The sequence below is a fragment of the Pseudomonas sp. RIT-PI-o genome (assembly GCF_001297215.1).
Classification (GTDB): Bacteria; Pseudomonadota; Gammaproteobacteria; order Pseudomonadales; family Pseudomonadaceae; genus Aquipseudomonas; species Aquipseudomonas moraviensis_A.
Genome location: NZ_LHPA01000023.1, coordinates 221,118 through 246,003, shown reverse-complemented (window position 1 = coordinate 246,003; position 24,886 = coordinate 221,118). Strand labels below are relative to the sequence as shown.

The 24,886-nt window shown below is 58.1% G+C and carries 19 protein-coding genes; 11 read left to right on the top strand and 8 right to left on the bottom strand.

The features are described 5' to 3' along the window. From AEQ63_RS15065 to AEQ63_RS15040, 6 genes are all read left to right on the top strand, one after another. A partial coding sequence (locus AEQ63_RS15065; protein ID WP_236705266.1) for a DUF4123 domain-containing protein occupies positions 1-740 on the top strand: 740 nt, incomplete at its 5' end. After that, on the top strand, positions 737-5,644 hold the full coding sequence (locus AEQ63_RS29150; RefSeq protein ID WP_082367861.1) for an RHS repeat-associated core domain-containing protein: 4,908 nt from the start codon (positions 737-739) through the stop codon (positions 5,642-5,644). The genes AEQ63_RS15065 and AEQ63_RS29150, both read left to right, overlap by 4 nt. A gap of 13 nt (positions 5,645-5,657) precedes the next feature. Further along, a complete protein-coding gene (locus AEQ63_RS15055; protein WP_064363985.1) occupies positions 5,658-6,086 on the top strand; it encodes a hypothetical protein in 429 nt (142 codons plus the stop codon). 67 nt (positions 6,087-6,153) lie between these two features. Then, positions 6,154-6,438, top strand: a complete 285-nt coding sequence (locus AEQ63_RS15050) for a hypothetical protein (protein ID WP_236705265.1) — start codon at positions 6,154-6,156, stop codon at positions 6,436-6,438. 239 nt (positions 6,439-6,677) lie between these two features. Then, entirely contained in the window at positions 6,678-7,703 is a 1,026-nt protein-coding gene (locus tag AEQ63_RS15045; protein ID WP_064363984.1) for a hypothetical protein, read from the top strand. A 186-nt stretch (positions 7,704-7,889) separates the two neighbouring features. Continuing rightward, positions 7,890-8,717, top strand: a complete 828-nt coding sequence (locus AEQ63_RS15040; RefSeq protein WP_064363983.1) for a glycosyltransferase family 2 protein — start codon at positions 7,890-7,892, stop codon at positions 8,715-8,717. A gap of 319 nt (positions 8,718-9,036) precedes the next feature. Here AEQ63_RS15040 and AEQ63_RS15035 read toward each other — a convergent pair whose 3' ends face one another. The 6 genes from AEQ63_RS15035 to AEQ63_RS15010 all read right to left on the bottom strand — a co-directional run bounded on the left by AEQ63_RS15035 (position 9,037) and on the right by AEQ63_RS15010 (position 14,977). Further along, positions 9,037-9,621, bottom strand: a complete 585-nt coding sequence (locus AEQ63_RS15035; protein ID WP_064363982.1) for a hypothetical protein — start codon at positions 9,619-9,621, stop codon at positions 9,037-9,039. Positions 9,622-9,707: 86 nt separating this feature from the next. Continuing rightward, complete coding sequence (locus AEQ63_RS15030; RefSeq protein WP_064363981.1) at positions 9,708-9,908, bottom strand: hypothetical protein; 201 nt, start codon at positions 9,906-9,908, stop codon at positions 9,708-9,710. 11 nt (positions 9,909-9,919) lie between these two features. Further along, entirely contained in the window at positions 9,920-10,162 is a 243-nt protein-coding gene (locus tag AEQ63_RS15025) for a hypothetical protein (protein WP_064363980.1), read from the bottom strand. Between the two features lie 636 nt (positions 10,163-10,798). Beyond that, positions 10,799-11,866, bottom strand: coding sequence for a lipocalin-like domain-containing protein (locus AEQ63_RS15020; protein ID WP_064363979.1), 1,068 nt, complete (start codon positions 11,864-11,866; stop codon positions 10,799-10,801). Further along, positions 11,856-14,324 carry an ABC transporter permease gene (locus tag AEQ63_RS15015; protein WP_442965712.1) on the bottom strand — a complete coding sequence of 823 codons (2,469 nt, stop codon included), beginning with the start codon at positions 14,322-14,324 and terminating at the stop codon, positions 11,856-11,858. The genes AEQ63_RS15020 and AEQ63_RS15015 overlap by 11 nt, the downstream gene beginning before the upstream one ends. Then, positions 14,324-14,977 (bottom strand): ABC transporter ATP-binding protein, encoded by a 654-nt coding sequence (locus AEQ63_RS15010; protein ID WP_064363977.1) that lies wholly within the window; start codon positions 14,975-14,977, stop codon positions 14,324-14,326. Before AEQ63_RS15010 ends, AEQ63_RS15015 begins: the two co-directional genes overlap by 1 nt. 138 nt (positions 14,978-15,115) lie before the next feature. Here AEQ63_RS15010 and AEQ63_RS15005 point away from each other — a divergent pair, with 138 nt between their 5' ends. Then, positions 15,116-17,089 carry an alkyl/aryl-sulfatase gene (locus AEQ63_RS15005; RefSeq protein WP_064363976.1) on the top strand — a complete coding sequence of 658 codons (1,974 nt, stop codon included), beginning with the start codon at positions 15,116-15,118 and terminating at the stop codon, positions 17,087-17,089. Between the two features lie 337 nt (positions 17,090-17,426). On the opposite strand, the gene AEQ63_RS15000 is transcribed toward AEQ63_RS15005, so the two are convergent. Then, entirely contained in the window at positions 17,427-18,278 is an 852-nt protein-coding gene (locus AEQ63_RS15000; RefSeq protein ID WP_064363975.1) for an AraC family transcriptional regulator, read from the bottom strand. A gap of 97 nt (positions 18,279-18,375) precedes the next feature. On the opposite strand from AEQ63_RS15000, the gene AEQ63_RS14995 reads away from it, so the two are divergent. Together AEQ63_RS14995 and AEQ63_RS14990 are read left to right on the top strand one after the other, a co-directional pair. Further along, positions 18,376-19,296, top strand: coding sequence for a LysR family transcriptional regulator (locus AEQ63_RS14995; RefSeq protein ID WP_064363974.1), 921 nt, complete (start codon positions 18,376-18,378; stop codon positions 19,294-19,296). A 19-nt stretch (positions 19,297-19,315) separates the two neighbouring features. Next, positions 19,316-20,335 (top strand): AraC family transcriptional regulator, encoded by a 1,020-nt coding sequence (locus AEQ63_RS14990; RefSeq protein WP_064363973.1) that lies wholly within the window; start codon positions 19,316-19,318, stop codon positions 20,333-20,335. Between the two features lie 71 nt (positions 20,336-20,406). Here the strand turns inward: AEQ63_RS14990 and AEQ63_RS14985 are convergent, their stop codons facing one another. Beyond that, on the bottom strand, positions 20,407-22,104 hold the full coding sequence (locus AEQ63_RS14985) for a sulfatase-like hydrolase/transferase (RefSeq protein WP_064363972.1): 1,698 nt from the start codon (positions 22,102-22,104) through the stop codon (positions 20,407-20,409). 390 nt (positions 22,105-22,494) lie between these two features. On the opposite strand from AEQ63_RS14985, the gene AEQ63_RS14980 reads away from it, so the two are divergent. After that, positions 22,495-23,847 carry a UDP-glucose dehydrogenase family protein gene (locus tag AEQ63_RS14980; RefSeq protein WP_064363971.1) on the top strand — a complete coding sequence of 451 codons (1,353 nt, stop codon included), beginning with the start codon at positions 22,495-22,497 and terminating at the stop codon, positions 23,845-23,847. After that, positions 23,844-24,878: an NAD-dependent epimerase gene (locus tag AEQ63_RS14975; protein ID WP_064363970.1), complete on the top strand. Its 1,035-nt coding sequence runs from the start codon at positions 23,844-23,846 to the stop codon at positions 24,876-24,878. The genes AEQ63_RS14980 and AEQ63_RS14975 overlap by 4 nt, the downstream gene beginning before the upstream one ends. The last annotated feature ends 8 nt before the right edge of the window (positions 24,879-24,886 follow it).

The window sequence follows — 24,886 nt, the reverse complement described above, 5'->3', positions numbered from 1 at the left end:
CATCTGAACGAATTACCCCCAAGGACTGGCTGGCGCAACAGCCGCTGCAAAGCGGCGAGCGCCTGTACCTGATCATCAGCGCCGCCAGCGACGCCGACGCGCTGAAAACCCTGTACCTCACCGAACCTACCGCCCAGCTCCTGCCGATCTGGGGCGGCACGCCCTACTCCACCTGGCAACCGGTGATGCCCTACCTCACCGAGCTCAAACCGAATTCGGCCTTCTTGCCCTGGATCGCTGAAACGGATGCGCTGGACTGGGGCTGGCTGGCGACATCGCGTTCAGCGCCGAACGAAGTGTTCGAACATCTGCGCAGCCTGACGCAGGTGAAGATGCCGGACGGCACTGAAGTGTTTTTCCGGTTTTGGGATGGGCGGCATATTTATCCGATCCTGCGGGGGCTTGGGGAGAAGGCCGGAGAGGTGCTGCCGGTGTTTGAGCGGTATCTGATCAACGGGCAGGCGCTGGAAGTGGGCACGCGGGTCGTGCCGAAGGTGCGGGACTGGCCGTGGTGGGAGGTGCCGAAGGAGTTGCTGGATGGGTTGATGGCAGAAAATCCATCCACCGTTATCGGCAACATGCTGCAGTGGCTACAGGAGGAACACGCCGATCTGTATTTCTCCTTTCCCGAATCGAACCTGAAACAAAAAGTGGCGCGCTTTGTTAAACGCACGCCACTCACGGAAGAAAACTTTACCGGGCTGTTGAAGGCCTATCTGGAAAAAGAGGTGGTGGTATGACCCCATTGGATACGATCACTCATGTCACCGCTCAACAGCCTGACTTCAACAAGGTCATTGCAGAGTTCAAGAACTGCCTGAAGAGTTATCGGTCCACCGCCAGACTCATACCTGGGCTGGAAATGGAGCAGCAATTTCAAGTCGGTGACGAGGTTAAAAAACCCATTGCGACGGGCGACAAGACCCAACCGGTTTATTTCGCCACTTGTCCCGAGAATGGAAAGCTCACGCTGATTCATAGTTTCGAATCGGCGCGTTTTGTGCCGATTGGCAACACTCCAGTGGTTCTGACCCCTGTCGACTCGAAGAACAAGACCGTCGGGCAACCCGTACGCAAAACAATCGGCCCAACCGGGATTGAAGTCGTTAGCGACCTGAAGCCACGCCAGCTCTACCGAATTACTTTCTACCCCGATCTGACGAGCGCGGACAACGAGCGTCTATTCAAATCCTACGACGAAGTCATCGGCGATCTGAGCAAGTGGTTGTCCTCGGAATGGACAACTACATGCCTGCCTTTGTGGAAGGAGCATAACAATGCGTCAATAGCTGGCCGTCTCTGGCAACAATTGCAATCGGAGTGGGATGGTTTCTGGAAATTCGTCATGGGAATCTGGGGCGATATCAAGTCGCTGTTCAAGCTTGTTACTCACCCCCGTGAAAATTACGAAACACTCAAGGAGTTTTTCACCGACGAAAACATCAAGAAAATCTACAACTCCTCAACTGAAGCACTTCGCACCAGTTTCTTGATAGCGAGTGACGAGCCATTGTTGTGGGTTTATGTCGCTGCGGTTTGGGCATGGACGACTTTACTGCCACCGCAGACTCGCACAGAAGTGCTAGCCAGAGTGAAGTCTGAAATAAGTTATATCGTCCTCGGGATCATTTTTACCGGCGGGCTGGGGGTTGCATTACGCGCCAGTGCGAAAGCGGTCAAGGGCACATTGCAGGCGCAAAAAGCGATCAACCTGGTTGAGAAGCTAACGGCCAAGCTCATTGAAATCAGCAGGATTCGCTCCAAGCCCCATGCGGATGCTGCTGCCGCGTTGAGATTTCATGGCAACGGCGTAACCAACTCGGGCAAAAAAGCAGTGGCGACTGTCGCCGATCACACGCCTGCACAAACGGCCACAGCTCCGAAGCGTCCTTCGCCTGCGACAGGAGGCAAAGTCGAAAACGACGCGCAAATTCACGCACGAAACAAAACCCAGAACGAAACGCGCCTGGAACAGCAGGAGAACATCGACAACGCGCCTAAACAGTCAAAAAACCCGGCTGATGAACCCGCACAATGCGTCGACAAAACCTGCTCCAACGGTGACCCCGTCTCCATGGTCACGGGTGAGGAGTTGCTGAAACTCACCGACGGCGAACTGGGCGGTCTCTTACCGCTGGAATGGACACGTCTCTACCGCAGCAGTGCTGTTGAAATCGACAACCGTATGGGGCCAGGCTGGAGCCACTCGTTGTCTCATCGCTTGCTTATCGATGACGAAGGCGTGCTGTGGACAGACAATGAAAACCGCCAGACCCGTTTCCCAAAGCCGACCGAGAAACGACCGGCCATCACCAATAGCCTCGCTCAAGCGGCCATTTTTCTGGGGAATGCACCCGGAGAGCTGATTCTCACGCAAGCAGGGCCAAAGCCGCGGTTCTATCATTTCCGTGCAGAACGACTGACCACCATCAGTGATTCGTATGAAAACCAGGTGCATATCAGCTATGACTTGGTCGGTCGCATTCAACGTATCGACAATGGCTCCGGTCGCGCCTTGCTGCTGCGTTACGACGACCGCCATATCATTGCCGTGGACCAACAGCAGCAACGCTCGGAGTATGACGATTCCGGTAGACGGCAGGATCCGTGGCTGACTTTACAGACACTGGTTTCCTACGAGTACAACGCTCGCCATCAACTTGTGTCGGCAACCAATGCTGCAGGCGAAACCGAGCATTACCGCTATAACGAACAACATGTAATCCTTGAGCGACAATTGGCCGGTGGTGCCCGCTTCTTCTGGGAGTGGGAGCGAGAAGGCAAGCTGTCCCGCTGCGTCCGTCATTGGACAAACTACTTACCCTTGGAAACACGCTATGAGTGGGACGACAAAGGCACGGTCACGGTTCATAACGCCGATGGCAGTGAGCAAGTTTACATACACGACGAAAATGCGCGCCTCATCAGCGAAATCGCTCCGGACGGCGCAGAAACGCAGAAAGCCTACGACGATCAGGGTCGTTTGATTGCTGAAAAGAATGCATTGGGCGCAGTCACCGAGTATCAGTACAACAATGCCGGCCGTTTGCTGGCCGTGATCCCTCCGGAAGGCGAGCCAACGCTTTACAACTACTACAATGGCCAACTGATTGAGGTCAGGCGTGGCCAAGCGCGTTGGCAGTATGACTACAACCGACAAGGCGATATCACTCAACAAATTGATCCGTTGGGTAATGAAACCCAATACAGCTATGACCACCAGGGCCGCTTGGTAGAGATCCGTCACCCCGACGGCAGTCGTCATCACCTGGGCTGGAACAACCTCGGCCAATTGCTGGAAGAACGCCTGCCGGATGGAGGTCAACGCAAGTATCGCTACGATGCGCTCGGCCGGCAAATCACTCGCCAGGATGAATTCGGCGCGATCACCCAATACCAATGGGATGCCGTCGACCGCCTCACTCAGGTCACCCTGCCCGGCGGCGCCACACGTGCGTTTACCTACAACCCGTATGGCCGCGTCACCGCCGAACGCGACGAACTCGGCCGTATCACCCGCTACGAATACGCCGACAACCTGCACCTCGTCAGCCGCCGCATCAATCCCGACGGCAGCCAACTGCGCTACCGCTACGACAACTCGCAACTCAACCTCACCGAGATCGAGAACGAGCGCGGCGAACGCTATCAACTCGATTATTACTCGAACGGCCTGATCCAGCAGGAAACCGGTTTCGACGGCCGACGCACCGCGTACGAATACGACCCCAACGGCCAACTGCTGAAGAAAACCGAGTTTGGCGAAGACGGCACCGAACTGGTTACCGAATATCAGCGTGATGCCGCAGGCCGTTTGCTGGTCAAAACCTTGCCCGATGGTGAGGAGATTCATTACAGCTACGACGCACTGGGTCGCCTGGTAAACGTCGACGACGGCCATTGGCCGCTCGCTTATGAATACGACGTGCAAGATCGCTTGATCACCGAGCATCAAGGTTGGGGCACCACGCGTTACGCATACGACAACGTCGGCCAACTCAGCCACTGCCGTCTGCCGGATGGCTGCACGCTCGATTACCGTCATTTGTCCGGTGGACGCCTGAGCAGCATCGACCTGAACGGGTCACGCCTGACCAGCCACCAGTTCAACGCCGGTCGCGAGCAACAACGCCAACAAGGCCTGCTGCTCAGCCAATACCAATACGATGAACAGGGTCGCCTGCAAGCACACAGCGTCAGCCAACGGGACAAACACCTGTTCCAGCGTCGCTACAACTACGACGTCAACGGCAACCTCGCTGGCATTAGCGACAGCCGCAAAGGCAACCGCAGCTATCACTACGATCCGCTCGACCGACTGATCAGCGTACGCGGCGCTATGCCAGAAAGCTTCGCCCATGACCCCGCAGGCAACCTGCTCAGCCAAAATGAACTGCCTGCGGCGAACCTCGCCAACGTCAAAGGCAATCGCCTGCTCATGCAGGGCGACCGCCATTACGACTACGACGCCTACGGCAACCTGATTCGTGAACGCCGTGGCGCCGGACAAAAACTCGTCACCGAGTACCGCTACGACTGCCAGCACCGCCTGATCGGTGTCAGCCTGCCGGGTGGCAGCACCGCATCCTACAAATACGATGCCTTCGGCCGTCGCATCGAGAAAACCGTCGACGGCCATACCACTGAATTTCTCTGGCAAGGCGAACGCTTGATCGCCGAAAGTGCAGAAAATCGTTATCGCAGCTATATCTACGAACCGGGCAGCTTCCGCCCGTTGGCAATGCTCGACGGCGAAGGCCCGCTAAAAGCGGCCCCGTTCTACTACCAACTGGACCATCTCGGCACGCCACAGGAACTGACCGACTACAGCGGCGAGATCATGTGGTCAGCGAAGTACCGCGCCTACGGCAATCTCGCTGCACTGGACGTCAGCGAAATCGACAATCCGCTGCGCTTCCAGGGTCAGTATTTCGACGCCGAGACAGGCTTACATTACAACCGCCACCGCTACTACAATCCGGGCACTGGGCGTTTTTTGACACCGGATCCGATCAAGCTTGCAGGTGGGTTGAATAGCTATCAGTACGTGCCTAACCCAACGGGGTGGGTGGATCCGTTGGGGCTGAATACCTGTCCTGGCGCAGGGGACGAACCTAAAGGTAAGAGGCCCGATGATTCGGAAAAAGCTGAACACGACGAAGGAAAAGCGCCACCTGATCCATATAATCGCCCATACGCCGGGGCACTGCCTGCCCAGATGCAAGATAAGATTCTGTTCGGCACGCGCAGCCCGAACAGTAATAAGCCGATTGGGGGGCATTCCTCTGAAGTTTTAAAATCCCCAAAACACGAAATGACCGTTGTACAGACAAACGCAGACGGTACGATAAAAGTTCAAGACTTCAAAATGGTTCTTGTACGAAAAGACGGTACCGTCGGTATGTCAGCCAAGAAAGGCGGAAAACATACACTAGCCCCAGAAACCTGGAGCAACGACAAGATACTTTGGGTTACAGATGAAGTAGCCGCGACACCCGGTGTATTCATGCGGGAAGTTGACGGCGTTACAACCACCCTACACACCAAAACGGTTGACGGTGTGAAGTGGCAGGTTTTAAAGGACGACGGAGTTATTACGTCTTCATTTCCTGCAGGCGACGCGCCTATGTCACCATCAACTTAAGTTGAGATAGCGAATGAACAGCAAAATTTACGAAGAGTACAATCACTGGCTTGGGCAGAATGAAGACTCCAATTGGAATGAGTACATAACGGAGCAAGTAGCTAAGGGAGTATTGAAAAAATTCAATGCGGAAGATTGGAAACATTTGCACGACACTATTCTCTCTATGGAGCAATATTGGCAAGAGCGAAGTGCTGCGGCACTGGGTGAATTGCGGTCAGCAGATGCCATAGAGATTTTAAAACTACTTCTTGACTCCGAATTTATCGAGGTATCTATCGCCGCCGCCTCAGAGCTAGACTGGACAGAAACACCAATTGAAACAAAATATGCCGAAAAAATACAAAATATAATTGACCAACTGCCGCCAGAAGAAATCGACTATTATCCAGAGCTGTACAACCTTTTGGAAAAAGCTAAAAAATCAGATAAAAATCAATAAGAGCCAGTCTGGACATACAGGGACAGATTTATTTTCCATTGAAATAAATCCGCCCCCAATTGTCGCAATGCCCTATCAGAGAAAAATAATATTAGAAAAAAAAAAAAAAAAAATCATACTGACTGGCGAAGATGCTCTGGAAGCACTCGCAAATATTGAATTCATCTTGATTTCTCTACATAAAATGGGAAGTTACTATAGCGACAAACCGGTTGAAGAATACCGGAAAGCTACAACTGAGTTCATTGACGATGAAAACGTAACTCAGCGACTAGCAAAATCAGAACAATTATCAGCAAAAATTTTGACTCAACTCTTGGTGAGGATGACATGGATGACATGGATGACATAGAGCGTCATATGGAAGGAATTGAGTTCTGGAAGCCTTGACTGATTAGTTGTACGAAGAAATCTGCTGGGCCGCCTGATAAGCATGGAAGGCGCGATACTGAGACCTGCAAGGCCGCTGTCAAATTAAAATCCCCAATCAAGAATAATGAAAAAAAACAGAAAACTTACGCTCAACGCATAATCACCCGATCAAATCTCTGCGATCACTCTCACGGATTAAATAACCAAAGGACTGTTATCTTGAAACACTTGAGCCGCACTCTCGCCTTGTTTCTAGCCTTCACCTTCTCCCTAAGCGCAATCGCGCTGTCACTTCGATCCGAACAACGTCCCGACGGCACAACTGCCTTGTTGCTCACAAACGAAGCCAGTCCAGAACGGGCTTCCAAGCTCAACCAAGACCCGGCGGTTCGCTCTGCACTCGTTAATTTTTTTGGGTACCAAACCGGAAGTTACACCAATGACAATACGATGATCGTGCAGCAGGTTCTTGAAGCGCTCGATTCGGAAATGTCGACGTTTGTTGATGGTGTGCCTTCCGGCATAAAAGTAATCGCCGCCATGGACGACGGTAACAACGGATTCGAGCGCGGCGCATTACTGTTGGACGACAAGGGGCATTTGCTCGCCGTAGGATTGGTCAATGGCCACTGCACCGTCAAGTCTCGTGAGGAAGCATTGACTTGTAACGATGCGCCGGAAACAGTGCTGACTATTTTCCAGCCAGAAGGCGCCAAGAAGGCTGACGCTGACTCTTTGGTCTCCTGGAGTAAGCAGTTGCCTCCTATGATGGCGCTGTGGGCGGAGAGTGATGACCCAGAACGCCGAGCCGCCGCGCAGAAGATTGCCCACGTTGAGTACATCGTGACTCAGCCGAAACAGGGAGCCTGGACTGCGGCTCAATTACCGTCCGATTTTCCAAAAGCGATGCTGGCATTGCTTCCGCAGCGAGCTCACCTGATTGGCGCTGGCGCTCACGGTGTATTTACGACACCGGGTATGGAAGACACGCCAATTGACGGTGACTGGGACAAAATAGCCGGACGCCCTCAGCATGAATATGAGGTCATTCTCAGGACTTTTACGGAATACGAGAATGTTATCGACTTCTATCAGCAGCATGCGAAGGACGCCGAAGTCAGCGGCAACGAGCGCAAAGCGCTAGTTGAGGGCCGCATCGATGGTGGTACCTATAAAATAGAAATCACCAATAGAAAAGAAGCCGGCACAATGATCACGTTCTCCGCTTGGCGACAGGAGGTCTGATTCATCTCTCAAGACAGAGCGATCATGTGGTCGCTTTGTCTTCTGGAAGCCGTCCGGATCCATTGAAAGCCCTGCTTGCTATAACAACTCAGTCAAACCGGCAAATTAAGCTTCACCTAAGCTTCCCCCGCTAGCATCCCGGCCCATGAACCCCGTCGTCTTGAGCCGTGGATGAGTCCCTCCGACATGAAAGCCTTCGATCTACCCTCCCAGCCGCAATCCAACTTCAGCCTCGTGCTGGTCAATTACAAAACCCCGGATATCACCCGCATGTGCCTGGAGCTGTTGCGCGAGCATGTTCAGGCGCAGGGCATTCCAGTGTGGGTGGTGGATAACGATTCGGCGGATGCCAGCCTTGATTACTTGCGTTCGCTGGACTGGATCAATCTGATCGAGCGGCCGTCGCCAGGCAAGGAAGCGGGTCATATTGCCCATGGCAAGGCGCTGGATCTGGCCTTGGCTAAAGTTGAGACCGACTACTTGTTTCTGCTGCACACCGACACCTTTGTCTACGACATGGAAGTGTTCGCGATGATGATGCGCGAATGCACGAAAAGTGCAGACATGGCGGCGGTCGGTTGTGTGGAGCAACTTGATCGTGGGTTATTGCGAGATACCTGGCGGTTGACTTCGAGATTCTGCAAACACCATGTTCGCCGGCTCAAAGTTCATTTCGGGCTGCGTTCGAAACCGCCACGCCCGTATAAAGAAACGCATCTTAAAAGTTTTTGTACGTTGTGGAATGTGCGTTTGATGAAGTCACAAGGGTTGCACTTCTGTATGGATGATCGGGTGCCGGGTTATACGCTGCAGGATCGAATGATCGAGTTGGGCTATGGCGTCAGGTTTCTCTCGCCACGGACGATTTTCCGCTATCTGGATCACATCCAGGCCGGCACCGTCGCGGCGGCAGGCACGTATGGCAAGGACCATCGCCGCACGAAGATGTATCAGGCAACGCTCAAGCGCTTACGGGGGCAGCGAGACAAGTCTGGCATGCAGGCTTCGGCTTGATTCCAGGCAACAAAAAGGGCGACTTCAAAGTCGCCCTTTTTTGTTCTTAACTTTTGTATACAACTACCGTCGTTGGAGTTCGCCCAGTGTTATGGCCTGGCAATCCATGCACCGGTAAAGAGCCCTGACACTGGGCGAACGCCGAGGATTTTAATTCAATCCTGTGAATATGTCGTCAGGTAGAAATATGAAATTTTTGTACTGAAAAGTTAAAGACCGTCCTTTCCGATATTTCCCCAGAATTGTCCGACAGAAACTTTTATATGATTGCTCTCATACATAAAATTGTACAAGAGCAATAAAGTTGTAGAGCTAATGCTCAACTATCGTGTTGACTGGTCACTTTCAGGATATCGGTGTAAGTGACAATTACGCTCTGCCCTACTTTCAGATCTTTCAACCTGGCCTGAATCTCCGGCTTCTTCACATCGAGCGTCTTCGATTGTCCGGATGGATTCTCGAGGGTGACCTGGTGGGTCTTCAAATCAATTTTGCTGATTTTCAGCTGCACCTGAACCTGACGATAGGCCTCGCCGCCAGGGTTGTCGCTACCCGGGGCCTTGCGCAGTTCGCCGGTGCGTTCGGTGGTGCCTGGCAGACCTTTATCCACATCCGTGTCGAGATAAGCGGCAACTGAACGCTGCACTTCGATCTTCACCAGATCGCCGACCTTGAGATTGGCAAGGTTTTTCGCTTTGTCGCTGAGCTGCACATGGACCTGACGTCCCTCGGGGCCTTCCAACACGACCTGGTGATTGGCCGGGTCGACGCCGAGCACTTTGGTGGTAACGGAATCGGCCTCAACGACGGCGGATAATGGGATATCGGCAGCCAGAGCGCCGAAGCTGGAGACCGAAAGGAGGGTTGCGAGGGTGATGGCCTTGGCCAGAGCGTCGAGCTTCATATGCATTACTTTCCCTGTGATGAAGTGGCGACGCCCGCTGCCGAATCGACTTCAGCGGCGGGCGTGCCAGGGAGCATAGACGCTGTTCAGGGCTTGACTTGGGTTTGTGGCCCGCGAGTGTGTGGCTTGGCGGTCTCCTGGGCGGTGGATTCGCCGCTCGCTGTACCTTTGCCGCTGTCCTGCCGCTGCTTGGGATCGGTCGGGCGCAGTGCGTCATTGTCGCGTTCGGTTTCGCCGGCCGGGCGTGGTTCGTCGGGGTTGTCGTTCTGGTTAATGGTCGTATTCATGGCAGGAGTCCTCAGGCTTCGGGATCTTCGAGTTCACGGGCGACGTTGACCTCGGGCGTTTGCTTGTGCAAATCGTCGGCTTTGGCGCGCAGCAACTGCCATTGCTCAAGATCGATCGCCCCTTGGCCGAGCAGGTCGTCGGCGATGCGCTGCAGATCGAAATAGTGAGCGTCAGGCGATTGCTGCCAAAGGGTCTGATCGTCGAACAGGCGCTGCCAGGTTTCGAGGTCTGGGAGTTGCAGGTCGTCGCTCATGGTTAAGTCCGAAAATGGCGGGTTTCTGGTAGAGCGGTGGGCGCCGGTGAGAGTTCCAGTCAGTTCGCTCAGCGGTGAAGGCACGGACGCCATCGCTGGCAAGCCAGCTCCCACAGGGATTGGGTAACTCTGCTATTCATCGGTGTCTTTGAGATAGCTATCGCGAGCAGGCTCACTCCTACAAGAGCAAGAGCAAGAGCAAGATCAAAAGATCGCAGCCTTCGGCAGCTCCTACATGATGAGCGTTCGCCCTTGGGCCGAGTGTCAGCTCGCCTGCTTTTGATCTTGATCCACCGGCGACGTCGGAAGGCTGAGCGGAGGGATTGATCCGGGCGTGGGAGCGCAGCGACCGTACGACGCAGTCGTACACAGCGAGTGTAGGTGCAGCGAAGCAAACCGGAGCCGCTGCGCCCGGATCGATCCCGCAGCGAAGGAACCCGGGCCGGCGAGGGCCAAACGCAGGAGCAAGCCTTTTGGGTTACCTTTTTGGCGTTTGAAAAAGGTGCCCCGCCGTAAGGGCGGACCCCTAAGCCGCCATTACCGCAGCAACGGATATGTACTCAGCCAAAAATCCTCAGCACCCGACAAAATGCCTTCGCGAGCAGGCTCGCTCCCACAATGAGACAGCGTCTGCCGTTAATAACCGGTCATTTCCAGATAGCCCTGGCCGGGATGGCTGCCATTGATCTTCACCGGCCCTTCCCAGTACGGAATACGCAAATCCATCCACGCATTGCGGTTGATCGCGTCAACGCTGATATCGAGTTTCTTGTCAGGAATACGGATCGACCATTTCACCGGCATCGGCCGATCAGCAACCTTGGCCGTATCCTGCGGCACAAGGCTGATCTGCTCGCTGCGCAACGTCTGAATCTGCCCGTCAGCGGCGATCCACGTGCCGGTCAGATAAGGCGCGCCGTCCTTCTGCCGCATGCGATAAAGCATCACGTGTTCGCCACTGTCCAGGTGCAGGGAGAACCAGTCCCAGCCAGTCTGGTTGGCAGTCAGCGGTTGACTGCTCCACTCGCGATCAAGCCATGCCGGGCCACTGACGGTGTATGTCTGGCCGTCGATCTGCAGCGTGCCGCTGGCCTGGAAAAAAGGTTGGCTGTAGTAGTACGAGGCCTGGCCTTCTTCGGATTTCTGGCTGAAGCCGCTGTCGCCCTGCAGCACCAGCGGGCGGCTGGAGGTGAGGCGCAGCTGATACGCGAAATTTTTATCGCGGGCGCTGAGCTGCATATCGCTCAGCGGGTCCTGCGCTTGACTGGCAAACATCCAGTCATCGATCCACGCCTCGAACGGCGCCAGCCGCACCCCGGCCTGCCCTACTCCGCCGCGGGCGTAGCGCTCGGCGGCGTGATGAACCGAACGCGAGGTGACCGCCGCATGACCAAGCCAGATCGTCTGATTGCCCCACCCGGCCTGCTCGGCGAGCGGTTTCAGGGCGCTGCGAAACAGCGTCCATTGCACGCCGAAATCATTGCCCTGCTGATCCTTGAGATTGGCGGTGACGTACCACCACTCGATGCGGAAACCATCATGCGCGCCGTGATCGGCAGGGAAACTGAACATCCGACCGGGCACCACCGGGGTGAACGATTGCGCCTGATCGCCCATGCCGGCGAAGCCTTTCTCCTCGGGTGCGGGCTGATCGCAACCACCGAGCAGCAACACGAGCATCAGCACGACGCCGTTAATCCTCATGGGCAAACGTCCTCAGCAAATCCGCCGGTTGCGTGCGATACAACGAATACAGCGGCCATGCCGAGGCCAGTAAAGTCGCGAGCAACGCCAGGCCCATCAGTTGCAACAACTGCAACGGGAACACCCGCAACGGCAGTCGCCAGCCGAACGCTTGCACATTGATTACCGCATCCAGGCACCATGCCAGCGCGATACCCAGCGGTAATGCCAGCAACAAAGTCAGTATCGCCAACAGCCAGGTCTGACCGAGGTTGAGCAGCATCAGTTGTTTACGTGTCACGCCCAATGCCCACAGCGGTGCAAGTTGACTGAGCCGACTCTGGCTCTGGGTCAGCAGACTGATGAACAGCGCCACGCCAGCCACGGCCAACGTCAGGCTGTTCAACGCCGCCGTCGCGGCAAAGGTACGTTCGAAGACTTGCACCGACCAGCCCTTGAGCCGCGCCTGATCGATGATGCGGTTGTCATCCAGCGCAAAGCGCGCCTGCAAGACGTTGAGCAGCGCCGGAATCTGCGCTGGATCGATACGCAAGTTGAAGCGGTTCGGAGTGAGCTGCGGCCAGCCTCGCAGCAGGTGATCGCTGCTAATCAGCACATGCCCTTTCGGATTGCCATAGTCAGCGTAGATGCCGACGATGCGCGGCGACCACGTGCCGTTTGGCGTGGGGATGCGCAGATGCTCGCCCGCTTTGAGTTTCAGGCGTCGCGCCAGTTGTTCGCTGAGCATCACTGCATCATCCGTGGCCAGTTTTCCCCACGGATCTCCGCCACTGCTGTCGAGCAGCGGCCAGTGCTGGCGATAGTGCGGGTGGTCGATGATGCCGTAGACATCGGCCGGCCAGCCTTGCAGCGTCACCGAAACCTGCCAGTTGGGCAGCACAGCGGTCACGTTGGGCTGCTGTTTGAGCCAACTGTGCATTTCGCGGGCCTGCGCCGGGTTGGTCGGGTTGATGTACAACTCGGCACTCAGGCGTTGTTCGAGCCAGTCGTTGAAGGTCTGGCGAAAACCGGCGGTCATGCTGCCGGCGCCGATATTGGCGGCGGGCGCCAACAGCAGCGCCATCAGCGCCAGACTCAGGGCTGGCAGTTGCTGGCGGCAATCGGCGAGAAACCACTGGCCGAGCACCGAACGACTGCGCCCGAGCAAGGGATTCAACAAAGCACTGAGCAACACCGGCAAGGCCAGCGCGGCACCGAGCAACAGCCCGGCCATTAGCACGAAGCCGCTGCTCAGGCTGTCACCCCAGATCAGCGCCACCAGCGCAATCGCCAGCAGCGCTGTCGCCAGCCACCCCTGCCGACGCAACCAGCGCGAATACTGTTGATGCCAGGCCTGCGGATCGGCCACCGCCAGCAACGGCAGACGCGCCGCCCGCAGCAGACTGTTGGCCCCGGCCAGCAACGCGCCGAACAGGCTCAAACCGATGCCGCTGAACCACCACCAGGGGCTCAAACGCAACTGTCCCGCCACCTCCGCGCCGTACAATCCGCGCAGACTGGCGGCGACGTCCGGCAGCAGCACGCTGGCCAGCCAATAGCCGCTGATCACGCCGAACAATCCGCCGATCAGCGCCAGCACACCCAGTTCAACCACCAGACATGCGATCAGCATTCGTGCACTGACGCCACAGGCGCGCAAGGTGCGCAGCAAGCCTCGGCGCTGTTCCAGAGCAAGGCCGATGGCGGCGTGTACGATGAACAGGCCGACCAGAAATGACAAAAATCCAAGGGCATCAAGATTGAGGTGAAAGCTCTCGGTCAGCCGCGCGAGATTGTTTTCTTCGCCGCTGCTTTTGAGCTGCAAGCGATCGCTGATACTGGCTGGTAATTCTTGATGAAAGTCCTTGGGCAGCAGCAATCGCGACAGTTGCTCGGGTTGGTCGAGCAGTCTTTGCGCTACGCCGATGTCGACCAGTAACAGGCCCGGCGCCATGTCCTTCTGCGCGAGCAGCGGCGGCAGGGTTTGGCCGTTTACGGTTTGCGGTGTATCACCTTCGTGCAAGCCGAGCATTTGCAGGGTGTCCGGAGAAATCCAGGTGCTGCCCGGCGGACTGAAGAATTCGACGATCCGCTCGATCGGCATCGCCTGCCCGGCCACTGCGGAGTCCGTCGGCAGCGACACCGGCTCGATGCCCATCACCTGAATGCGTTGGTCTTCGTGGCCCTTGAGTGTCAGCCGGCCCTGCAGCACCGGCGACACCGGCCAGCCCTGACGGCGCAGCTCGATGAACCAGCGCTGGGGAAACGGCGCACCGTTCGGCGTGCTCAGGCTGGCTTGCGGTTCGCCGCCGATCATCTGGCTGGCCCGCGCATAGCTGTCGCGCGCCTGGCTGTTCAGCGCCTCGACGCCGGTGAGCAGGCTGGTGGCCAGCCACAGTCCGGTCAGCACACTGAAAAACTGCACGGGATGGCGCCGCCAGTGGCTGAGCAGCGCGCGCAGGGTTTGCCGCCAGATCATCAGGCAACCCGCCCGTTGGACAACGCCACGCGCTGGGCCAATCGCGCCGCAACGCGCTGGCTGTGAGTGACCATCAGCAGCGTCGTCGGTGTGTCATCAAGCAATTCGAGCAGCAGCCGCAGCACTTCATCGCTGGTCGCTTCATCGAGGCTGCCGGTGGGTTCATCGGCCAAGAGCAATTTCGGCTGCGAAGCCAATGCTCGGCCGAGCGCTACCCGTTGCTGCTGGCCACCAGAGAGTTGCTCGGGATACCGCGAAAGCAAATCGCCCAGACCCAGACGCTGCACCAGATGCGCTTGCCAGCGCGGCTCATGGCGCCCGGCCAGGCGCGCCTGAAAGGCCAGGTTGTCTTCCACGCGCAAACTGCCGATCAGGTTGAACTGCTGAAATACCAGACCGATTTCCGTGCGGCGCCAATTGGCCAGTTGCGCTTCGCTCATGGCTTCCAGGCGATGTTCGCCGCTGCGGATGCTGCCGCTGTCGACCTTGTCCAGCCCCGCCACCAGATGCAGCAGCGTGCTTTTGCCACTGCCCGATTCGCCCATCAGCGCCAGGCTGCCACCGGCCGCCAGCGTCAGGTCGACGCCTTGCAGCACCGGCAACACTCCCTGTGGCGTGGCATAGCTTTTGAAAACGTCGCGAACCTCAAGCATGGGCAAACCCGATCAGTGAACCTGGACCTAGGATAGCGGCCCTGAATGGTTTTTGTCCGCTGATGATCATCGCCAACCTTGCGCCGCATCCTACGCTGCCGGTTGTTCGGCCATAACGATAAAAAACCGGAGACACCCATGCCCCGTTTCATCCTGAGCCCGCGTGGCCTGCTGACCTGCCTGATCACCACTTGCCTGAGCCAGCCGTTGCTCGCTGCTGACGGTCCGGTGGCGCCGAGCGTGCAAACCGCCGCAAGCAACGCTGCCGTGCTGCAAACCCTGCCTTTCAGCGACCGCACCGATTTCGAATCCGTCAGCAAAGGTTTGATCGCGCCGTTCAAGGGCCAGATCAAAGACGCGGCTGGCAAAGTCATCTGGAACGTCAACGCCTATGACTTCCTCGCTGAGGACAAGGCGCCGGAATCGGTCAATCCGAGCCTGTGGCGACTAGCCCGACTCAACGCCCACGCCGGTCTGTTCGAGGTCAGCCCCAAGCTGTATCAAGTGCGCGGCCTCGACCTGGCCAACATGACCATCATCGAAGGTGACGAAGGGCTGATCATCATCGATCCGCTGACCATCGCCGAAACCGCCAGGGCTGCGCTGGATCTCTACTACGCCAACCGACCGCGCAAACCGGTCGTTGCGGTGATCTACAGTCACACTCATGTCGATCACTTCGGCGGGGTGCGCGGGGTGATCGATGAGGCCGACGTCAAGGCCGGCAAGGTCAAGGTTTATGCGCCGGTCGGTTTCATGGAACACGTGATGAGCGAGAACGTCATGGCCGGCAATGCCATGAGCCGCCGCGCGCAGTACCAGTTCGGCAGTCTGTTGCCGCGCAGTGAAAAAGGTCAGGTCGACGCTGGCCTTGGCAAGAGCGCGCCCAGCGGCGGCACGGTCACGCTGATCGCGCCCACCGAGCTGATCGCCGAGCCGCTGGAAACTCGCACCATCGCTGGCCTGCAAGTTGAATTTCAACTGACCCCGGGCACCGAAGCGCCGGCGGAGATGAACCTGTATCTCCCCGAGTTGAAAGCCTTGTGCATGGCCGAAAACGCCACGCAGATGATGCACAACATCCTCACTCCGCGCGGCGCGCAAGTGCGTGATGCCAAGGCCTGGTCGCAATACCTCGATGACAGCCTGGCGCGCTATGGTGACAAAGCCGACGTGCTGTTCGCTCAGCACAACTGGCCGACCTGGGGCGGCGAGCGAATTCGAACTCTGCTTGCCGATCAGCGCGACATGTACGCCTTCATCAACGACCGCACTCTGCACTTGCTCAACCAGGGCCTGACGCCGCTGGAAATTGCCGAAGCAATCAAAAAACTGCCCGGCTCGCTCGATCAAAAGTGGTACACCCGTGGTTATTACGGCTCGCTGAGTTTCAATACGCGCGCGGTGTATCAGCGTTACATGGGTTTCTACGACGGCAACCCGGCCAACCTCAACCCGCTGCCGCCGGTCGATGCGGCTAAACGCTCGGTCGAGGCCATGGGCGGTGCCACGTCGGTGCTGGAAAAAATGCGCAGTGCGATGGCCAGCGCTGACTACCGATGGGCCGCGCAGTTGGGCAACCAGTTGCTGTTCGCCGATCCGGACAACGCGGATGCACGCAAGGCTCAGGCCGAGACCCTGGAGCAGCTGGGTTATCAAAGCGAAAACGCCACCTGGCGCAACATGTACCTGACCGGGGCGATGGAACTGCGCGACGGCGTGCCGCCGCGATCAGCCAATTCCGTGTCGGCGGACATGGTGCGGGCGATGAGTCCGGAAATGTTCTTCGACTACCTCGCGGTACGCCTGGACAGCGACAAAGCCGTGGCGAATGACCTGACGCTGAACTGGACGTTCGACGATGTGCAAAGGGATTTCACCCTGACCTTGCGCAATGGCGTGCTGACTCACCGCGCCGGCCTGAATCCGGCGGCGGATGCCAGTGTCAGCCTCAGCCGCGATACGCTGGAAAAGATCAGCCTCAAGCAACTGGACTTCCCGACGGCGATGCAGAAGGGGCTGGTGAAGCTGCAGGGCAATGGTCAGAAATTCGGGCTGTTGATGGGCAGCCTGGATACATTCGGACCGCAGTTCAATATCGTCACGCCGTAAGTCAAAAGCCCCTCACCCTAGCCCTCTCCCGGAGGGAGAGAGGACCGACCGAGTTGCATGGACGAGGTACGCCGACTTGGGATACCGAGTTGAATTCAATTTTGAATAACACGCAGATCGGCTCCCATGAGTCATAAGCCCCCTTCCCGGAGGGAGAGAGGACCGACCGAGTTGCATGGACGAGCTACGCCGACTTGGGATACCGAGTTGAATTCAATTTTGAATAACACGCAGATCGGCTCCCTTTCCCCCTCGCCCCCTTTGGGGGAGAGGGCTGGGGTGAGGGGGGAAATCTTGCTGACACCCTCAATGACGATCAAACACCTCGATCCTGCGTTCAACAGACCTGCCCAGTGTTCAGCCGAAACTGCTTCGGCGTAGTCCCGAACTGTTTGCGGAACGCGCGGATAAAGTTACTGGGCTGCCGATAGCCCAGCCGTTCGGCTATGCGCTCGATCGGCTGATCGCCCGCCGTCAGCCAGTGCCGCGCCATTGTCAGATTGTCCTGGCGCGCAGGTGCGCTGGCTTCAGCGTGCCAGTGGCGCAGCACGCTTTGGTGCAAAAACGGATTGGCGCCAGGCAAGGCCTGATCGAGACATGAGCGCGGCAATGTCAGGCGCAGGTGCTCGCCCTGCTCCACCGCAACACCAATTTCACGCAGCAAGCTCCCGGCCATTTGCGCAGCGCGCAGGCTGACATTCACAAACAAATCTCCCGGCGCCCTGCCTGACCGCCGGGCAATATTGCGCACCAGCGTCACGGCCGCCGCGTCCAGAGCGAAATGATGGAGCGGCCCCTGCAGCGAACTCATGCGCAAATGAGCAACGTCGCCTGCCTCGACCAACTCCACCGCGACGTAGTTGATCACCCGTGGCAAGCAGTCGATGAAGCACTTCAGACTGGCGCGCAAGGTCACCGCCGAGTCGAGGAGAATATTCAGTCCCTGCAGGCAATCGGTCGCCATCCCGTCGGCCAGTTCACAGCCGAACGTCGGCGCCACCCCCGCCCACTCACACTCACGCCACAACTGTTCAACCGATCGTGCGGCGATCAATTGATGCGCCCCAGCGAGCACTGACGGGCAAATCCCGGCGCGCGCCATCAAGTGTTGCGGGCACACGCCTGACTGTCGGGCATGAGCGAGAATCGTGCGGACAAAAGCGCTGGAAGCGAACACAGGCTGGGACATGAAGGCGTGCCATGGAAGACCAGGCGTGTACTTATGCCAGCGGACGTGCTATCGATCCAATGCATTAAAAGTATCCGCAAAATGCAGGAGACGCATGATGGACCTTCGCCAGCTTCGCCACCTGGTCGCCCTCGCAGACTGTCGCAATTTCGGCCGCGCCGCCGAGGCGATCAACTTGAGCCAACCGGCGTTCAGCCGCAGCATCCAGACGCTGGAGCGCGACCTCGATTGCGCGCTGGTCGAGCGCAGCAGCCGTGAATTCCGCCTGACCGGGCAAGGTGAATTGGTGCTGCAGCACGCGCGGCGCCTGCTCGCCGGCAGTCAGGCACTGCACAATGAATTGACGCAATACAACGGCCTCACCGGCGGCGAACTGCAATTCGGTTGCGGCCCGTATCCGGCGCAAGTGCTGGTGCCCGAAGCGCTGGCCGATTTCATTCAGGCGCATCCGGCGATTCGCACGCGCTTTCACCAAGGCGACTGGCAGCAACTGTCGCTGTGGTTGCGCGAACAGCAGATCGAGTTTTTCGTCGCGGACGCGCGGCACTTCGTCAGTGATCCGCAGTATCAGGTGCACCAGCTGCGCAGGCGGCCGGGACGGTTTTTCTGTCGCGCCGGGCATCCGCTGGTTGCGCAGGCAGACCTGCAATTGCGCGCCCTGCTCGATTACCCGATCGTCGGCACGCGCATTCCACCGATGATCCGCAAGGTGCTCGCCGATATCCTCGGTGAGTCCGACTTCACGCCGAGCGTGGAGTGTGCACAATTCGACGCCATCCAGCGTGTGGTCCTGCGCTCTGATGCCGTGGGTCTGGCGACGCTTGAGGCCTTGCGTGAACAGCTCGACGAGGGCCTGATCGAGCTGCTCGATTTTGTCGACGTACCGCACGACGAGGCGGCACTGCAATTGGGTTACGGCATCGTCAGCCGCGCCGGCTATACCCTGACGCCTGCCGCGCGGGCGATGATCGAGGCGATCCTTAGCGTCGATCAACGTTTGCTGACCGCCAATCGATGACCGCAAGAGCCTGCGCACGATGAGCAAATTCACGCCGTTCGCCGCCAATGCCTTTTACGCGCCGACCCTGTTGCCGGCCATTGAAGAATTGCTCGCGCGCGGCATTACCCAAGGCGCAATCGAAGCCCAACTGCGCCGCAGCCTGTCTGATCTGCGCACGCCGTTCATGCGCATGCCGCTGCTGATGTCGCGGCGCTTCTGGTCGTTTGCCGTGGAGCAGAGCGGAGATCCGTCGATCGGTCTGGCGGCGGGTGAACGCTTTGTTTCGACCGCCACCAACGGTTTGACCTATCTGTTCGATGTCGCCGTGTCGCTGCAACGTGCCTGCGAGTTTTTCGCCGAGTATTTTGCGTTTTTCAACGGGTATTTGCGCATGGAGATCATGCGTGAACACCGTGGGGTCACGCTGCGTCTGCTCGAGACGGGCAGTCTCGGTGCTCCGGCAGCGCTGACCGATTACATCCTTGTCAGCCTGTGCAGCCTGGTGCGACGCAAGTTGCTCGCCAGCGGTTTGAAGGGTGACCCGGTGCTGGGTGTGGCGCTGGTGTCGGCAAGCCGCGAACAACACGAAACAGCGTTCCGCGCCCCGGTGAGCGCAGAGCAGTCATGCGCGGCGATTCAACTGGATCCGCAGCTGTTCGCAATGCCGTTGACGCCGGGCAATCCGGCGCTGGAAGCAACCTTGATCGATTTGCTGGAGCAGACCCGCCGTCACAGTGAACCGACCTTGCTGGAACAGCTCAGCGATTACCTGATCGAGGATCTGGCGACAGCGCACTGGCAGCAATTCTGCGCAACGCAGCATGTGCTTGAGCGCACGGCGGCACGGCGCCTGAAGGCGTTGGGCTGGACCTTCAGCGAACTGCTGGACGAGTATCGCCACTACCGGGCCGAGGACCTGTTGCAGGCCGGGGCATTGGAATTGGTGGAAGTGGCGGATCGGTTGGGTTACAGCGATGTGCAGGGATTCAACCGGGCGTGTCTGCGCTGGCTGGGGTGCGCGCCGGGCGTATATCGGGCGCGGTTCATCAAGGGTTGAGATTCTCGCTGGCTGTGCTGTTTTTGTTCGCGAGCAGGCTCGCGAAGAGGCCCGCCCGAGTGACCTGAAACTCACTGCCCCGAAGCCACAGTGGCAGGCGCCCGCTCAGGCGTAACGATGCTGCCCAGATCAATATGCTTCCACTCGGGCTTGGCCCCCAACCGCGCATTGAAGCGGTAGTTGAAGGTGAACTCATCCGCCGTCGGTACGCTCAGCGGTTTGCCATACAGCGCTTCAATCCCCGCCAGGTCGTAACCCATCACCTGCAACAGCGTCGGGAAAATGTTGTAGTGGCTGGAGCGGTCCTTGTTGGCCGGCAGATTCGCCGCCCAGTCCGGCGTCTGCAGCCCACTTCCCTGAATCACCACCAACGGCACCAGCCCCTCCTCTTCCACCGGGTCGCCGCCGCAATGGGTATTCAAACCCGGGTTGCCGCGTTCATGCAGATCCTGGCCATGATCGGAGGTGTAGATCAGCAGCGCGTTGCGCAGATTGGCCTGGGCAAAGACCCGGGCGAAGAACTCGCCGACATTCCACAACAGCGTGTTCTTGTAGGCGTTGCGATACAGCACCCAGTCATCCGGCTGGCCGTTGAAACCGGCACGTTCCCCGGTGTCGGCGACTTCGGTGAACTGCCCGCGTGGCAGCGTTGGCCGGTAAGCCATGAACGCGTCCGGGTATTTGTCGTGCACCGGAAAATGCGCGCCGACCTTGTTGATCACGATCAGCTCGGGACGCTCGTCGTTGAGCAATTCGATCAGCTTCGCCGCTGCCGCCATGTCGCGATCACGGACGCTGGTCTGGTCGAACTGCACAAAGCTGTCGATGTCGTTTTTCTCGGCGGCGGTCATCAGGTTCTGCAGGTTGCCGGCGGTTCGCTGGGCGTCGATGTACACCGTGCCGAGCCCGGCCTTTTTCGCGTACTGCCAGATCGACGGCTGCGTGCTGTTGATGCGCCTGTAATCGGCGCGAGTGCCGCCGTAGCGCAAGGTGACATTGGTATCTGCGCTGCAATTGGCAATGGACGCGGCGTAGCCAAAGTTGAAGACATCGACCCCGGCCGGCGCCTGCTTGAGGTTGCTGTGCACGCCGAACGGCGCGTTGATGTCGAGGTAATTGCCGGAAATGCTTTCATCGATGATCAGCACGATGTCGTGGCCGACGGCAGGCGCGGCGCGCGCCAGTGTGACCGTCTCACGCGGGCCGACAGTGTCGTGCAGCGCTTCATAGGCAAACAGATTCAAATAGGCCAAAGGCGTGTACATGATCGGCAGGCCCCGGGCGCCCTCTCCCGCACGCAAAAACAACAGAGCGCTGAGCATCAACACACCGACGATGGGCGCCGCGATCCGCAACGTGTTCGGTACGACCAGTGGATGACGCGGCTTGAGCCCGATGCCGAACAACAGCAGCAAGCCGCTGAGCACCGCGCGCAGGATCGCGTCGCGATACTGATAGGCGGCTTCCTGAATGAAGCCACCGGAATACACCAGCGAGACAAAATCGCTGTACCTCAGGTAATCCGCAGTGACCCGGGTATAGACATCGAAAAAAACCGCCGCCGCAAACATCGTTAATGCGAATGCATGTCGAACGAGAGCTTGCCTTATATAGGCAGCCAGATATAACGCTAAAGTCAGCGCCAAAAACACCGCGCCAAAAACAAGTGCATTCAAACTCCACCCGATAGCATTTAACCGCTCCAGGTAATAGTCGGAATACAACAGCAAAAAGACAACTAAAAGGAGTTCTTTGGCATATCTGAACATGGCGATACCGGGCGGGCAGAAATGGCTGGATGTCAAAGCTTTGTCGGTCAGACCCTGACACTAGCACCCACCCCTAAAAGCGCAAGAATTGACTGATAGCCGGATTGACCGTCAAAAAAACGGTGCCTCAAATCTGACACACAAAATCTGGAAACCCCTTTAAAACCAATACTTTCGACCGCTTGTCGGTTACTTTAAATCTGAACAAATCTGCAAAAAAACAACAAATTCAATCGCAGCAATGACTTGATGGCCAATCGCCAAAAAGCCCTCAAGTGTTATACCCGTGCAACATGTCATTTTGCTGACACGCTTTTCCAACCCTGCGCTATACCCCTTTAACAATCTCATCCCGTAGTTAACTTTTCTGGTTTTATTTGAGGTGCGCAGATGGACGTGAGCGTATTTGGCACTGGCTATGTCGGACTTATACAAGCCGCCGCACTTGCCGATGTCGGCCATCGGGTTTTATGCATTGATATTGATCCGAACAAGATCAAACAACTGCAACAAGCGGTGCCGCCCATCAGTGAGCCAGGCCTGTCCGCAACACTTGAGGAAAACATCAAGGCCGGGCGCCTGTCGTTCAGCACCCAAGCCAGCGATGCGGTGACTCATGCCGAGCTGATCTTCATCGCCGTCGGCACTCCGGCGGACGAGGATGGCTCCGCCGATCTCAGCCATGTGCTCAACGTCGCCCGGCAGATTGCCGGACTGATGGAAGCCGATCGCACGCTGATCATCAAATCCACCGTGCCGGTCGGTACTGCCGATCAGGTTCTGGCCGCAGCCACCAGCGAATTGCTGCAACGGGGCAAAACCGAGCTGCAGGTACGCGTGGTGTCGAACCCGGAATTCCTCAAGGAAGGCAGCGCCCTCGCCGACTGCATGCGCCCGGACCGGATCATCATCGGCACCCGCGACGACGCTGCCCGCGAGCAGATGAGCGAGCTGTACGCGCCGTTCTGCCGCAACCACGAAAAACTGATGTTCATGGACAACCGCAGCGCCGAACTGACCAAGTACGCGGCCAACGCGATGCTCGCCACCCGCATCAGTTTCATGAACGAACTGGCCAACCTCACCGAACTGCTCGGCGCCGATATCGAGGCGGTGCGCAAAGGCATCGGCTCCGATCCGCGCATCGGCTACCACTTCATTTATCCGGGCTGCGGCTTCGGTGGCTCGTGCTTTCCCAAGGACCTGCGGGCGCTGCTGCACACCGCCGAACACAACGGCATGCCGTTGAAACTGCTGCGCAGCGTCACCGACGTCAACGACAGCCAGCGGCACATCCTCTTCAGCAAATTGCGCGCGCAGTTTCCTCAGGGCCTGGCCGGCAAATCCATTGCGGTCTGGGGCCTGGCGTTCAAACCGAACACCGATGATATGCGCGAAGCCCCCAGCCGTTATCTGATGGACGCGTTGTGGGCCGAAGGCGCCAGCGTGCAGGCCTATGATCCGGAAGCCATGTCCGAATGCCGGCGCCTCTATGGCTATCGCAACGACCTGCACCTGTGCGCCACACGCGACGACACCCTCGAAGACGCCGACGCGCTGGTGATCTGCACCGAGTGGAAAAACTTCCGCGTGGTCGATTTCGAGCTGCTCGCCGAGAAGCTGCGGTCGAAGGTGATCATCGACGGCCGCAACCTCTACAACCCGGAACAAGTGGCCGCCGCCGGCCTGCATTACAGCGGTATCGGTCTGCGCCACATCGCCCCTGAAGGGCCACGGCCATGAAGATTCTGGTGACCGGTGCCGCCGGTTTCATTGGTGCCCATTGCGTCCTGCGCTTGCTGCGCGACGGGCATGCGGTGGTTGGCCTGGACAATTTCAATCACTACTACGACCCGCAACTCAAGCATGACCGCGTGCAGTGGGTGCGCGAGCAGGTTGGCGATTTTCAGCTCGCCACTGTGGATCTGGCTCACGCTTCAGCCATCGACGCATTGTTTGCCCGCGAGCAGCCGCAAGTGGTGATTCATCTGGCCGCGCAAGCCGGGGTGCGGTATTCCCTGGACAATCCACGGGCGTACCTGGACAGCAACCTCAACGGTTTCCTGAACATTCTCGAGAGCTGCCGGCATCACCCGGTCGAGCACCTGATCTACGCCTCGTCGAGTTCGGTGTACGGCGCCAACCAGCACACGCCTTACTCGGTCAAGGATGGCGTCAACCATCCGCTGTCGCTGTACGCCGCCACCAAGAAAGCCAACGAGCTGATGGCGCACAGCTACAGCCATCTGTTCGGCATTCCCTGCACCGGCCTGCGCTTTTTCACCGTCTATGGACCTTGGGGCCGGCCAGACATGTCGCCAATCCAGTTCGCCCGGGCGATCAGCGAAGGTGAGCCGCTGAAGCTGTTCAATTACGGCGAGCATCAGCGCGATTTCACCTACATCGACGACATCATCGAAAGCATTGCCCGCCTGATCAATCAGCCACCGCAGGCCAACCCGCAGTGGGATCGCGAGCAGCCCGACCCCGCCAGCAGCATGGCGCCGTGGCGCCTGTTCAACATCGGCGGGCAGCAGCCGGTCGCGCTGAAAACCTACCTCGCGCTGATGGAAAAACACCTCGACCAGAAAGCCATTGTCGAGCTGCTGCCGCTGCAACCGGGCGACGTGCTCAACACCTGCGCCGAAGCCAGCGATCTGGCCCAGGCCACCGGATTCCAGCCCCGGATAGAACTGGATGAAGGACTGGGCCGCTTCATTGCCTGGTTCCGCGACTACTACCCCACTGCCCGTGCGCCGCTTGCGGCTGAATGAATGCGGAG

Bases quoted from the DNA above. Each gene is read 5' to 3' on its own strand.
- AEQ63_RS14990 (WP_064363973.1), top strand. From the start codon at position 19,316: ATGAGCAAATTCACGCCGTTCGCCGCCAATGCCTTTTACGCGCCGACC.
- AEQ63_RS14980 (WP_064363971.1), top strand. From the start codon at position 22,495: ATGGACGTGAGCGTATTTGGCACTGGCTATGTCGGACTTATACAAGCC.
- AEQ63_RS15040 (WP_064363983.1), top strand. From the start codon at position 7,890: ATGAAAGCCTTCGATCTACCCTCCCAGCCGCAATCCAACTTCAGCCTC.
- AEQ63_RS15010 (WP_064363977.1), bottom strand. From the start codon at position 14,977: ATGCTTGAGGTTCGCGACGTTTTCAAAAGCTATGCCACGCCACAGGGA.
- AEQ63_RS15000 (WP_064363975.1), bottom strand. From the start codon at position 18,278: ATGTCCCAGCCTGTGTTCGCTTCCAGCGCTTTTGTCCGCACGATTCTC.
- AEQ63_RS14975 (WP_064363970.1), top strand. From the start codon at position 23,844: ATGAAGATTCTGGTGACCGGTGCCGCCGGTTTCATTGGTGCCCATTGC.
- AEQ63_RS15055 (WP_064363985.1), top strand. From the start codon at position 5,658: ATGAACAGCAAAATTTACGAAGAGTACAATCACTGGCTTGGGCAGAAT.
- AEQ63_RS15020 (WP_064363979.1), bottom strand. From the start codon at position 11,866: ATGAGGATTAACGGCGTCGTGCTGATGCTCGTGTTGCTGCTCGGTGGT.
- AEQ63_RS15025 (WP_064363980.1), bottom strand. From the start codon at position 10,162: ATGAGCGACGACCTGCAACTCCCAGACCTCGAAACCTGGCAGCGCCTG.
- AEQ63_RS14995 (WP_064363974.1), top strand. From the start codon at position 18,376: ATGGACCTTCGCCAGCTTCGCCACCTGGTCGCCCTCGCAGACTGTCGC.
- AEQ63_RS14985 (WP_064363972.1), bottom strand. From the start codon at position 22,104: ATGTTCAGATATGCCAAAGAACTCCTTTTAGTTGTCTTTTTGCTGTTG.
- AEQ63_RS15030 (WP_064363981.1), bottom strand. From the start codon at position 9,908: ATGAATACGACCATTAACCAGAACGACAACCCCGACGAACCACGCCCG.
- AEQ63_RS15050 (WP_236705265.1), top strand. From the start codon at position 6,154: ATGCCCTATCAGAGAAAAATAATATTAGAAAAAAAAAAAAAAAAAATC.
- AEQ63_RS15035 (WP_064363982.1), bottom strand. From the start codon at position 9,621: ATGAAGCTCGACGCTCTGGCCAAGGCCATCACCCTCGCAACCCTCCTT.
- AEQ63_RS29150 (WP_082367861.1), top strand. From the start codon at position 737: ATGACCCCATTGGATACGATCACTCATGTCACCGCTCAACAGCCTGAC.
- AEQ63_RS15015 (WP_442965712.1), bottom strand. From the start codon at position 14,324: ATGATCTGGCGGCAAACCCTGCGCGCGCTGCTCAGCCACTGGCGGCGC.
- AEQ63_RS15005 (WP_064363976.1), top strand. From the start codon at position 15,116: ATGCCCCGTTTCATCCTGAGCCCGCGTGGCCTGCTGACCTGCCTGATC.